Source organism: Synechococcus sp. W55.2 (assembly GCF_047461635.1).
Lineage (GTDB): Bacteria > Cyanobacteriota > Cyanobacteriia > Thermostichales > Thermostichaceae > Thermostichus.
The window spans coordinates 1-12,266 of sequence record NZ_JANSHM010000027.1 but is presented as its reverse complement, the minus strand read 5'-3'; the positions used below and the strand labels follow the sequence as shown (position 1 = coordinate 12,266).

9 protein-coding genes are annotated in these 12,266 nt (G+C 54.8%); 6 read left to right on the top strand and 3 right to left on the bottom strand.

The genetic code is table 11. The annotated features are described in order from the left end of the window. Positions 1-183: 183 nt before the first annotated feature. A complete protein-coding gene (locus NW828_RS07190) occupies positions 184-327 on the bottom strand; it encodes a hypothetical protein (protein WP_011432125.1) in 144 nt (47 codons plus the stop codon). 234 nt (positions 328-561) lie between these two features. Between NW828_RS07190 and NW828_RS07185 the strand changes: the two genes are divergently transcribed. From NW828_RS07185 to NW828_RS07175, 3 genes are all read left to right on the top strand, one after another. Continuing rightward, a complete protein-coding gene (locus tag NW828_RS07185) occupies positions 562-2,556 on the top strand; it encodes a glycosyltransferase (protein WP_414382895.1) in 1,995 nt (664 codons plus the stop codon). Between the two features lie 201 nt (positions 2,557-2,757). Then, positions 2,758-4,725, top strand: a complete 1,968-nt coding sequence (locus NW828_RS07180; protein WP_414382865.1) for a tetratricopeptide repeat protein — start codon at positions 2,758-2,760, stop codon at positions 4,723-4,725. A 460-nt stretch (positions 4,726-5,185) separates the two neighbouring features. After that, positions 5,186-5,674 carry a hypothetical protein gene (locus NW828_RS07175; RefSeq protein WP_414382863.1) on the top strand — a complete coding sequence of 163 codons (489 nt, stop codon included), beginning with the start codon at positions 5,186-5,188 and terminating at the stop codon, positions 5,672-5,674. Here the strand turns inward: NW828_RS07175 and NW828_RS07170 are convergent. Then, entirely contained in the window at positions 5,671-7,722 is a 2,052-nt protein-coding gene (locus tag NW828_RS07170; protein WP_414382861.1) for a serine/threonine protein kinase, read from the bottom strand. The genes NW828_RS07175 and NW828_RS07170 overlap by 4 nt on opposite strands. 368 nt (positions 7,723-8,090) lie before the next feature. Here NW828_RS07170 and NW828_RS07165 point away from each other — a divergent pair, with 368 nt between their 5' ends. The 3 genes from NW828_RS07165 (at position 8,091) to NW828_RS07155 (ending at position 10,784) form a co-directional block, all read left to right on the top strand. After that, positions 8,091-9,059, top strand: a complete 969-nt coding sequence (locus NW828_RS07165) for an NAD(+) kinase (RefSeq protein WP_414382894.1) — start codon at positions 8,091-8,093, stop codon at positions 9,057-9,059. 59 nt (positions 9,060-9,118) lie between these two features. Further along, complete coding sequence (locus NW828_RS07160; protein ID WP_011432118.1) at positions 9,119-9,757, top strand: histidine phosphatase family protein; 639 nt, start codon at positions 9,119-9,121, stop codon at positions 9,755-9,757. Positions 9,758-9,824: 67 nt separating this feature from the next. Continuing rightward, on the top strand, positions 9,825-10,784 hold the full coding sequence (locus NW828_RS07155; protein ID WP_414382859.1) for a patatin-like phospholipase family protein: 960 nt from the start codon (positions 9,825-9,827) through the stop codon (positions 10,782-10,784). 104 nt (positions 10,785-10,888) lie between these two features. Here the strand turns inward: NW828_RS07155 and NW828_RS07150 are convergent, their stop codons facing one another. Further along, complete coding sequence (locus NW828_RS07150) at positions 10,889-11,932, bottom strand: DUF58 domain-containing protein (RefSeq protein ID WP_414382857.1); 1,044 nt, start codon at positions 11,930-11,932, stop codon at positions 10,889-10,891. Positions 11,933-12,266 lie beyond the last annotated feature (334 nt).

The window sequence follows — 12,266 nt, the reverse complement described above, 5'->3', positions numbered from 1 at the left end:
CTGAGCAAGGTCTTGGCAATCCATGGGGAGGGATCCCTGACGTCTGCTCTAGCTTAATGTACCCGGATCCACCCCCAGTTCTCACAACTTTTAGGCCAGGCGCTCAGCCCTTTGCTGCTCCAGTTCAGCCTTGGCAGGCATCAGTTCCCCAGCGGCAGTGGCCCACAGAATCCAGGTGGCCTCCTACCCTCCCACTTCGCTGGGTACAGCCTCAAAACCTCGCTCGGCATGGGTGGTGGAGATGAGCAAGTCCATCTGGCACGTGTGCCGCCAGCTTTCCATGGGTATGCCATTGTCGTAGGAGAGCTCGTCTTGGGTAGGGGCCATCCAGGCAGGTAAACTGGATTCGGCTCTTGCAGACAGGGATCCATGGGGTTGCTTATAACCTATGCTCGGCTTATCGTTTTCCAGGGCAACAGAGATCCCTTGTTGTTGTGTCCAATCCTAGTAGCCTGTAGGAGCTAGAAGAACCTGCCGCTCAACTTGGGGAGTCGAGAAATGCAAGACATCAAGGCCAATGCTCCGCGAATTCTCCTCAATTAGCCAACTCCGCCAGACTATATCCCGCCCCCGCAGCTTTCAGATCGGCAGGTCAGTCTTTGCCCCAAGAGGAGAGCCAAGCGCTTTGGACTAAACTTTGTCAATCTCTCTAAGGAATTGGTGGAGTGCCCAGAGGGAGACTATGACCTCTATGACTTTGTGCAGCAGTCTGAGCAAATTACAAATAAGGAGTTTGACCTAGTTATTGTTTGGACTTCCAGCGTTGACCAGAGTAATCCCCTAAATACAAGGAAGTTTAAATGCCCCACACTCTTGCTAGCTGGAGACACCCACCACTGGGAGTTTCCCATCAACCATCTCTTGGCCTACTGGGCTACTGAAGGCTTTGATTACGTCGCTACTGCCTATAACTTCCAGCATTTGCACTGGTTTGCCGCAGCAGGCGCTGAGAATCTTGCCTGGTTGCCTCTTATCTCTATGCGCACCGTCACCCACGATTGGGTGGAAGATAGAGAAAATCAAGTGGTCTTTATCGGCCAACAGGGATCCCGCCATCCCAGGCGTTGCCGGCTGGTTCAAGCCATAAAGAATGCAGATTTGCCCATCCTCATCAAAACAGCCAACCGCCAAGAGGCAGCCAAATGGTTTGCCCATTCTCTGATTTCCTTTAACTGCAGCCAAAATGGGGATCTGAACTTAAGGAACCTGGAAGTGATTTCTGCAGGGGGCTTTCTGCTCACCGACCAGCTCTCCTTCGCCTCAGGATTGGACGAACTTTTGGCGCCCGGCACCTACTGCGACACCTACAACTCCGAAGCCCAACTCCTGGAGAAAATCCGCTACTACCTAGACCATCCCCAGGAGGCCATTCAAATTGCCCGCCGCGCTTATCACACTTTCGACCAACACTGGCATCCCCGCCACCGCATTCAGAACCTGCTGGACTGGGTGTTTGGGGGAGAGCTGCCAGAGCCCTTTCGTTACTCGCCCCGCTCTGATGTGCGCTACTTTGTCAGCACGGCCAGCTCGGCTTGGATAGACACACGGCTGGGGATTTACGAGCCCATCCAAGAGCTGCATCGAGTGCAAGAGCGGCTGCAGGTGCTGGTTAGCCAAGGTTGTCCGGAAGTGATAGCAGCAGACTTGCTGGACCTGCCGCGGCTGGAGCTGTATGTGGAAGAGGGGTTTGGGGATCCGTGTGCCCTGCTGCAGCAGGTTGGAGTGTCCGAGCGGGTGCATGAGGTGAGGGGGGAGCCGAGCAGTTGGCCCAGCTTTGATGCGGTGGTGTGCACGGTGGGAGACTTGCAGCGGCTGGGGCGGCCTTTGAGAACCAGCTTTGCTTTCATCCTGGGAGAAGACACCCAGCTCCTCTTTGCCAATGCGGGAAACATAACAGAAACTTTTCTCATTGACTTAGTCCAAGGCCGCAGCTCCGTTCCGTCAGCTTGGCTGCGGGGGTACGAAGGCGTCGAGTACGAAGGAACGGTGGCCAGACTTAGTCGAGTCTATCAGCCTGCTGTTTCTGTTCTTTCTGATGTCAGGGTTGTCGTGGATGTGAGAGCGGGGGTGGGCGTGGCCAGCGCTTGTTTCAGAACTCTTCACCCTGAGGCGGCTATTCACTGTTTCGAGGTGGATCCCCTAGCTCTACACCTGCTGCGGCAGAATATTCTCAGCTTGGGCAACTGCTTTGTGCATTCGGTGGGGCTGGCGGGGCAGGATAGTTGCAGAACCCGTCGCCTCTGGCCGGAGGATCCTCAGGCCGAGTGGGGAGTGGAGCAGCTGCTCCCTTTCCGGGAAGCCAGGGCAGCCCTCAAGGAGTTGGGTTTGGAGCCCATCGATGTGCTCAGGGTAGCTACAGGTGGAGATGAGGTGGAGGTGTTGACCAGCTTGCAAGAGCAGCTCAAAGACATCAAGGTGATTTACGTGGAGTTTACTTCTGAGCAAGACCGCAAGCAGATTGACCAGATGTTGGATCCCTCTCATCTCCTCTGGCAGGGGGAGATTTCTCAAGGTAACTACGGCTGTCTCTGTTACCTGAGCAGAGCTTACGTTTAGGTAAAGTAGCTGAACAAAGTAAAAAAATGAGCCACGGAGCGGAACAAATACGACTCTCTCTCAGATCTAAGCTTCCTCTTTAGGTCTACCTGCATGTTATCTTGCCTGTAAAGTCATCTTATCCCCAACTGAACTGACTATAACTGGAAAAAACTATACTGGGCAGACAAGTCAGGAGAATTTCTAGCCATCTTGTAGTAGATGTCAGACTGGATACTTACAAACAAACTTCTAGCCGGGATCCAAGCCCAGCAAGCAGGAGATTTGCGGCAAGCAGAGGCCATTTACTCCGAAATCTTGGCGGATTTTCCTGAGCAAGCCGACGCTTTGCACCTGCTGGGAACGGTGGCCCAGACCAAGGGGGATTTGGAATGGGCAGCTGCGCTAATTGCCGAGGCTATTGAGTTAAATCCTTGCGTAGCTCTTTATCATCACAACTTAGGCGTGGTCTACGAGTCTTCGGGCCAATGGGAGAAAGCCTTATCCTGCTACCAGCAGAGCTTAAACCTCAATCCCGATGCCACTCTTTCCGCCTTTCAAGCTGGCAAGATCCTCGTTAACTTACGTCGCTGCGAAGAGGCGATCCCCCTGCTCAATTCCCTGTTGGTAAACTCGGATCGAGCAGCAGGGATCCCTTTGGAAGAGGTGCATCTGAATCTGGCTATCGCCTACCGAGATCAAGGAGAACACGCTGTTGCCTTGGATCACCTGGAGAAAGCATTGGCTTTGGATCCCCAGTTAGAACAGGCTCGTTGGTTTTATCATCTCTACTTGCCGGCAGTCTATCAGAGTGAGGAAGAGCTCAACTCCTTTCGTGCTCGCTTTGTTGAGCACCTGGATCGTCTTATTGAGGAAACTCCCCTAGAAACAGAGGAGCAATGTCGCACAGCGCTGTGGGCATCAGGACTGGGAACCAATCACTACCTACAGTACCAAGGCTACAACGACCTGGATTTACAGAAAAAATATGCCCAGTTTGTTCAACGTATAGTCAACGCTTGCTATTCCCAGTGGAGATATCTTCCTCACCAATCCCAGCCAGAGGATCCCATCCGAGTTGGGTTTGCCTCAGCTTCCATGCGAGCTTGCTCTTACAGCCGCTTATCTCTGGGTTGGGTTAAGTACCTAAATGCTAATTGGATTGATGGACAGGCTAACTCTAAGCAGAAGTTTCAAGTTTTCGCTTATCACTTGGATCCCAGAACCGATTTCATGACAGACCGGTATCGTCAATATGCCGATGTGTTTCGACACATTCCCACCGGACTTGAGGATGCAGCCCGACAAATCCTGCAGGATCAGTTGGATATTTTGGTGTATTTGGAGATCGGCCTTTCGCCTCTCATTCTGCAACTGGCTTCCCTGAGACTGGCACCGATACAGTGCTCCACTTGGGCTCATCCTATAACTTCTGGACTTTCTACGATTGACTATTTCCTCTCCAGCGATTTAATGGAGCCAGAGGATGCTCAAGAACATTATAGTGAAACCCTGATTCGTTTACCTCATTTGGGCACTTGCTTCGAAAAGCCGGTTTTGCCTCAGCAAAAGCGCTATCGTGAGGATTTCGGCCTGCGTGAAGATGCAGTGGTTTACCTAACTTGTCAATACTTGGGTAAATATCTGCCCCAATATGACTATCTTTTTGCCGCTATTGCTCAGCGAGTGCCCAACGCTCAATTTGTTTTTTTGGCTCTACCCAATGCTGCTATTGCCCGACAATTTCGGGAACGGCTCACCCGGGCTTTTTCTTTGTATGGCCTCAATGTAGAAGACCACTGCCTGATCCTGCCCGGATTGGATTATCAAGACTACTTGGATCTCAACCGCTGTGCCGATCTTATGTTAGATTCCTATGGCTGGTCAGGTGGGATCACCACCTTAGAGGCCGTTGCGGTCGGATTGCCTGTGATCACTTGCCCTGGAAAGCTGATGCGGGGCCGGCATACCTATGCCATTCTCAAAAGAATGGAGCTGGACAGCTTAATTGCCTCGGATCTGAAAAGCTATGAGGATTTGGCCGTAAAACTGGGATCCGATTCTAAGTTTCGCTACCACATGGCTGAGGAGGTTCGGCAGCGATGCCACCTACTCTTCGAAGATCGAGAATGTGTGGCAGCCCTGGCCCATTTCTTCCTCACCAGGAAGCCCGACGCCAGTAGTGGTTAGCCCACTGCGAAAAAGGGTTTTGCTCTGGATCCCTTCCTGAGGACAAAATTGGCTCAACGGCCCCACTACGCCCTTGAAGCTCCCTTCTCGAGGTCAACAGCGGAACAGCCCCCCCAGGCCGGTGCAAGCCTAAACGTGGGAAAATCCTGTCAGTGATCTGCATTTTGCTGAGAATTGCTCAAATCATCGTAATCTAGAGGAACATTGATGATCCGAAGGAGTGCTTATGCCAGGGCCAGCATCGAATGCTTCTAGAGCTCCGCAGGGATCCCTGCAGAGGCTGTTCTTGGGCCTTTTGGCCTCAGCTGCGGTTTTGGCAGGCTGTGGAGGAAGTGGAGGGAGTACAATACCGCCTCTGGTGAACGTCTGCGAACAAGCCTTCAGTCCAGGCCTTTTTGCATCGATTGGTCTGCGCCGACAGGGGGATAGGCGCAGTGGAACCTTGGGGCCAAATAGCGACTTGGAGATCTACTTCGATGAGAGGGACAATGTCATAAATGCCCGGGAAGTTCCACCTCCCCCTGGCACGTTTACCTTTTATGTCGATGGATTCCTTTACTTTCCTTCTGCAGCCAATGTTACAGGAGTTACTATCCGCCTAACTAGTCCAGTCTTCGACCCTGTGCTGGTCATCTTTGGTCTTGATGTCAACAGGGAGACTGATCCGGAATTCTTCTTCATCAACGATGACGCAAAGCCTGGTGATTTCACCACCTCCGAGCTGACGATCCCAGTACGGCTAGACCGCTGTTACTCAGTGCTGGTGCAAAGCTACTGGGCCCAGAATTCCCGCAGCGTTGCTCCGGGTAGCCCAGGCCGAGGTCCCTATACCCTCGAGGTGGTGAGGGAAACCTCTGCCGCGCCTCCTCCTCCCCCTCCCATCCAGCAGAAGCCTGACGACAGGGAAAACGGCGGTGGCGGAGACCGAGGGGGGGGTGTCGGCCTCTAGCTCTGGCGGGTGAGCTTGATGGCAAAGTCAGCGCTGCCACAGGTGGCTCTGCCGCGAATCACGCGCCCGTCAGGGCTGACCGTGCCACTCCAAGCAACGGTTGGGGTACCGCTACCCCCTATTCTGCCGCTAACAGAAAGTTGGTTGCCGATGAGCTGGCCACTGCGCTCAGAAAAGCTGGGGGAGGAAACGCTGATCTGGTTGCCCTCCTGACGAATGGAGACGGTTTCCTGGACGCCAGCCGCAACATTGACCTTGCACAGGGATCCCTGCCAGATAAAAGATCCTCCCTCGTAAAGCCACTCGCCGCTGAGGGCCAGCTCTGCCGCAGGTGTTGGCGTTGCTGGGGCAGGTGTGGCAGTGGGAGTGGGGGATGGAGTCGGGGTGGGGGTAGGAGTACGAGGGACAAGCGGGGTGAATCGAGGGATAGGGGTAAGCGTCGGTGTCGGAGTGGGTGTTGGTGCTGGAGTCGGGGTGGGTGTCGGCGTTGGAGTGGGAGCAGGTTCGAGTGTAGGTGTTGGGGTTACTTCAGCGGTAGGGATCGGATCCGGTTCTTCCCGGCTATCGCGGATCGTTGGGCGTGGCCACAGCAAAAAGGCGGCCAGCAAAGCCATAACGCCTAGGGATCCCCCGGCCAAGACCCACTTCAGACTGCTGCCGGAAGGCTGTAGAACCGTTTGGGGGGCAGCTTGCCGCAGAGGGCGAGTGCGGGGAGTATCGGTTCGTGCCGGCGTGGCAGGGCGAGCGACGGGGGGATCCTGAACGGTCGGGAGAGCGTTGCTGGCTGGGATCACTGTGGAGGGCGTTTTGGGAGTTTCATCCTCACTTTGGGGGGAGGGATCCGGTGTTTCCGGCGGAGCTTCTGCTGAGGAGGGTTCCCGCTCGGTGATGTAATAGGGGATCCCTGCACCTGGAGGAGGGGGAGAGACCGGCTCATCTTCGATGAGATCCAGATCCTCATCGCGGATATCTTCAAAGGCTCCAGAAGCCGATCCTGTATTGCGGGTGGCTTGGATCGGTGGCTTGGACTTAGAAGAGGGTGGAGCATCCTGTTGAGGCTTGGCACTGCCGGTGGGCAGGATCACAGTGCTGGCTTGGCCACTAGAGAGTTGGGTGGTTGCCGTCAGGTCATAGGCTTGCAGCAGTCGTTCCCCCAGCTCCCGCATCGTTTGCGGTCGTTCGTCTGGGTTTTTTTTCAGGCAATCCATCACCACGGCTGCTAAAGGGGGTGGGATCGGCTGGGGGGCTGCCTTCGGGTTGATCTCGATTGGGCTTTCGTAACAATGGGCGTGGATCCAACTGTGCAAAGAGTCAGTTTCCAATTGAAAGGGCATGGATCCCGTCAGCATCTCGTAGAGCACTACCCCAAAGGAGTAGATATCCGAGCGGGCATCCAAGGCTTTGCCCCGTATCTGTTCGGGAGAGGCGTAGCGAGCTGTGCCGATAAATCCTCCCCCTTTTTGGGTGCCCAGGCTGAGGGTGTGATCCGCCAGGGTTTTGGCCACGCCAAAGTCGAGGATTTTCAGTTGGGGGATAAGCTTGCCATTTTGAAAAACTTGCTCGATGAAGAGGTTGCTGGGTTTGATGTCGCGATGGATAACGCCTCGAATCTCGCGACCCTCTACCTTGGCCTGAAACGTGTGGGCAAAGTGCAGCCCCTCACAGGCCTGCAAGGCTAGTCGAACGGCTTGTCGAACCGGCAAAGCCCCTTTTTCTCGGATCAGCTTGCCCAGATCCTGCCCCTTGAGGTACTCCATCACCAAGTAGGCCTGCTCCCCCTCTTGGCCGTGATCCAAAACCTTGACGATGCGAGGATGCTGCCCCAGAAGGGTGCTAACGCGGATCTCTTCGGCAAAGCGACGGCGCAAGTCTGTCTGGAAGTCACCCCGGCTCAGCAGCATGGGGGCATATAAGATCTTGACAGCTACCTCTTGGCCGTTGTTGTGTAAGTCTAAGGCGCGGAAGACGGATCCCATACCACCGCCACCAATTTCTTGAATCAGTTGGTAGCGGTCGCCCAAAATGCGATTGGTGAGATCTGCGGTCATGGGTTTGCAGCTTGGAGAAGGGGGATTGAGGCGAGGATGTCCATACCATAAACCGAATTGCTGAGGTCTGCATCAGCCTAGGTCGCGGCTGAACTCAGGGATCCCAGTTGGGGCCATCGGTTGGAAATGGCGGGGTTTTCGGTTGATTCTTCAAGGTGACTTCTCAGATTTACTTAACTGTTACTTAAAAGTTGTAGAAGAAAGCTCTGGCGGGGGCAGTGACGCTCAAGGGAGAGCTGCGGTGATCGGTTTCACCGTCCAAGAGAACGTTTTCTGGTTAACTTTGGGGGGGATAGTCTGGATTATCCTGAGCAATCCCCAGTCTGAAGAAGGGGACAATCGACAGGGATCCCTTGATGAGGTTGACCATGGACTTGGGCTTGGTGGTGATTGCCTACAAAGAGGGGGATCGGGAGAGCAAAGCCGCTTGTCAGAGGTGTGCTGAACAGTTGCGCCGGCGCGGTGTTACGGTGTTGACAGCTCCCACTGGCTTGCACCACAACCCCTACCCAGTCTTTTTGGAGGCCACCTCGGATCCCATCGATCTGGCGGTGGTGCTGGGGGGAGATGGCTCGGTGTTGGCGGCGGCACGATACCTAGCCTCCTATGGGATCCCGATTTTGCCAATCAAAGTGGGGGGTAGGCTGGGGTTTTTGGCCCAGTCGGAGCGGGTGCTGCAACAGGATCCCTGGGATCGCATTCAGGCAGGGGATTTTTTCTTGCAAGCCCGCATGATGTTGCAAGCCCAGATTTGGGAACAGCCGCAGTTGGGGCAAGGGGATCCCTTGGCCGCCCGTGGAGAGGGAAAGTCGCAAGGCCATCCGGCCAGCGAAGTCTACTATGCCCTCAATGAGATCTGCCTGAAGCCAATCAACCGAGAACGGCTGCCTGCCGCGATCATGGAGATCGAGGTCAACGGAGAGATTTTGGATCAGTACCACGGGGATGGCGTGCTGGTGGCCACACCGACGGGATCCACCTCTTACACTCTGGCAGCCAATGGCCCCATCCTCGAGCCCACCCTCGACGCCATCATCATCACCCCTATTTGTCCCCTGAGTTTGTCTAGCCGTCCTATTGTCATCAGCGGCACAGCCAGGGTGGACATTTGGCCTCTTGCCGATCCCGAAGGGTTGACCCGCCTGTGGACAGATGGCGTGTTGGCTCAGTCGGTGAATCCCGGCCAGTGGGTTCACATTCAGCAAGCACCTACACCGGCCAAGCTGATGATCCTGGAAAAAGATCTCTCCTACTTTCGCACTCTGCGGGAAAAATTGCAGTGGGCGGGCAGCCGCATCTACATCCCCACCACCAACCACCGCCCCGAGGGGGGATAAGGAGAGCTTAAAGTTGGGCAGCTAGAGTGGCAAAGTTCGCTCCCATAAGCATATTTCCCATGAGCCTGAGACTTTACCTCCTTAGACACGGAGAAACTCCCTACAGCCGTTCCGGCAGCTTTTGCGGCGCTCTCGATCCCGACCTCACCCCCGAAGGCAAACAAATGGCAGAAGCCTTTGCCGCAGCCTATGCTGGGATCCCTTGGCAGGCCCTCTACGTCAGCCCGATGCGGCGTGCCTTGGCTACCTTGAGCCCCCTGGCCGAGAAAGTTGGCTTGGAGATGCAGATTCGAGAGGGCCTAAGAGAAATTCACTACGGCGAGTGGGAGGGCAAAACCCACGCTGAGGCGCAAGAAGCCTACCCAGAAGCCTATTGGCGCTGGATGACCGAGCCGGCCTGGAACGCCCCTCCGGGGGGCGAAACCGCCGTGCAAATTGCCAATCGGGCCATGCCGGTTGTGGCCGAGATCCAGGAAAAATGGACAGGCGGCCACGTCTTGATCGTCTCCCACAAGGCCACCATTCGGGTTATTCTCTGCAGCCTGCTGGGCATCGACCTGGGTCGCTACCGGGATCGCATTGAGGTTTTGGCCGCCTCGGTCAGCGTGGTCAAGTTCGACCGCTATGGCCCCCTTCTGGAAATCTTAGGGGAACGCAGTTATCTGCCTTCCGATCTGCGGGAAAGGGCAGGTACCTAATTGATTTTAGAAAGAGCAAAGTTTAAGATTCCTGAAGTCTTTTGGGCTTCTTTTTGAGGGAGCAATCATGGGCAAAAAACTGGGATTGGCACTGGGCAGCGGCGGAGCCAGGGGATGGGCTCATATTGGCGTAATTCGGGCTCTAGAGCAGGCCGGGATCCCCATTGATTATATTGCCGGGACGAGCATTGGCGCTTTTGTGGGAGCCATTTATGCAGCGGGAGAACTGGATGAGCTGGAAGACTTTGTGCGAGATCTCAACTGGAAGATGATCCTGTCTTTGTTTGATGTGGTCTTTCCCACCTGTGGCCTGCTGGATGGCAACAAAATTTATGAGCTGCTGACAGAACATTTGCAAGAGCTGTGTATTGAAGAGGCCGGGATCCCCTTTTGCTGTGTGGCTACCGACTTGATCACAGGCCAGGAGGTGCTGTTGCGTTCGGGCAAAATGGCAGATGCCGTGCGGGCCAGCATCTCTATCCCAGGGATCTTTACACCCTTTTACTACGAAGGGCGCTATCTCGGAGATGGGGGCATTGTCAACCCGGTGCCAGTGCGGGTGGTGCGAGAGATGGGGGCCGATGTTGTTGTTGCGGTCAATCTCAACCATGTGGATCCCGCGGATGTGGAGTCGCAACTGGAAGAAACAGAGGTGGAAGAAACCCTTCAACGGCGACAGCGCTTGAATGCTGAAGGAGAAGTGATCGAAGAAGAAACCAACTTCATCACCCGCATTCGCAAACGCTATCAATCCCTACAACAAGGGATCCAAGAAAAAATTAGCCAATGGTTTCCAGATGAGCCCTCTGGTCCCAATATTTTCGACGTTATTGGCAAGACGTTGAACGTGATGGAGCAAATCGTTACCCGCAGTGTTTTAGCTGAACATCCGCCGGATTTGCTCTTACAACCCAAGCTGAGCCAGTATGGGATCTTCGATTTTCATCAAGCAGATCCGATTATTCAGGAGGGCTATCGACAAATGCGGCGGGCCATTCCAGAATTTCGACAAAAGTTGGAGCAGTGAACCACCACTTCTCCAGCAGTTCAACCTAAAGCTTTGCGAGGATCTGCAAGCCAAGCTTTCCAAACAATCTCAGATGGATCCTGCTATCAAAATGGGCCTGAAGCTCACTCAATTGGGATAAATTGCAACAGCGATCCCGTGTGGATGAGATGGGCCGGGGCAGATTTTCCATCCTGGTCGGGATGGGCCAGCAGCACACAGCGATCTTGAGGGGTGAGGTCAAACTTGACAGAGGGATCAGGTTCTCTTTCCAGTGGAGGGCTGAGCTGGGGATCCCCGACAAAAGTAAGTCGTGCCAACACGGTCAGCAGGTGATCTTGATGGGCCAGGTCTGACCCAAAAGGAGTCCGCTCTTGTAACGTAACAAGTGCTACCGGGTAACCTTCTCGCATCAAGTAGAAGAGGATCCCGGCACAGCGCTCTACAGCTCGCTCCAACTTGTCTCGATGGATCTCGGGCCTCTCTTTCTGGGGCTGCCAGCGATTTTCAAAACAGAGGGTGATGGCTTGGGATCGTGGACGCTCCAACTCCCGCACGATTAGTTGATCCCGTTTGGCCGAGATCTTCCAATGGACAGAGCGCACATCGTCCTGGGGGCGGTAGGGCCGTAAGCTCAGGTAGTCTCCCTCTCGACCGGGTTGGGGGCGCAATTGGTTGCCGCTGCTGAGCTGATCCCACAGCGCCAATCCTTGAACCGGGGCGAGCCGCGGAAACACGATCACCGTTTGGGGATCCCTAATTTCCACCGCCCTGCGGAAGAGTTCAAATGGAAAGCTGGTGGCAACTTCAAAACCCTGCAACTGCCAGGCTCCCCGCCTTGAAAAAGTATGCTGGTAAAAAGTGTCCACCTTGGCACCGGGATCCACCCGCAAAACATAGCTGGAAGGCCAATCTTGCCGCCTCAGCCCCTCAATGCGTTCGCTCACCTGCAACGAAAAGCTGGGCAGGCGCCGTTTGCGATTGACCAGCGTGAGACCCACTAAGACAGGCTGGCCAGCGAAAATGCGGCTAGGCAACTGCCGGCTGACCTCCAGATCTTTGAGGGTGAGATCAGAGAGGGTACCACTGATGAGAATAAGGCTGAGCAGCATCCCCAGCAACAAATACAGGGGATTGTTGCCGGTGTTGAAAGCAGCAATACTTACCAACAGGGCGATCCCGACAAACCGCCCCCCAATACGGGTGAAGCGGAAGCGGCGCAGAAAACGAACCTGGCGCCTTGATTCCTGCTCTGAGGAGAAGATCCCCAGGTTTCCCGTCTGTTGAAGTAGTGGAACTAGTTTTCGGCTTCGTTTCCACAACACCGCAGTCCCCTCATCACTCCTTCATCCCCGGCCCCTCTCCAAAGGAGAAAGAGGTCTGGAATCTACAAGCTGCTTCAGTGTAATTTGAAATCACCATAACCAGTGCTACGGGCAGGTTTTTTCTGAGAGGATTTCAGCAATGGCCGCAGCCACCCGCTCTTGTTGACAGGTGGTCAAC

Excerpts from the sequence above, each read along its gene's own strand:
- NW828_RS07190 (WP_011432125.1), bottom strand. The coding sequence starts at position 327 with ATGGCCCCTACCCAAGACGAGCTCTCCTACGACAATGGCATACCCATG.
- NW828_RS07180 (WP_414382865.1), top strand. The coding sequence starts at position 2,758 with ATGTCAGACTGGATACTTACAAACAAACTTCTAGCCGGGATCCAAGCC.
- NW828_RS07170 (WP_414382861.1), bottom strand. The coding sequence starts at position 7,722 with ATGACCGCAGATCTCACCAATCGCATTTTGGGCGACCGCTACCAACTG.
- NW828_RS07165 (WP_414382894.1), top strand. The coding sequence starts at position 8,091 with ATGGACTTGGGCTTGGTGGTGATTGCCTACAAAGAGGGGGATCGGGAG.
- NW828_RS07160 (WP_011432118.1), top strand. The coding sequence starts at position 9,119 with ATGAGCCTGAGACTTTACCTCCTTAGACACGGAGAAACTCCCTACAGC.
- NW828_RS07155 (WP_414382859.1), top strand. The coding sequence starts at position 9,825 with ATGGGCAAAAAACTGGGATTGGCACTGGGCAGCGGCGGAGCCAGGGGA.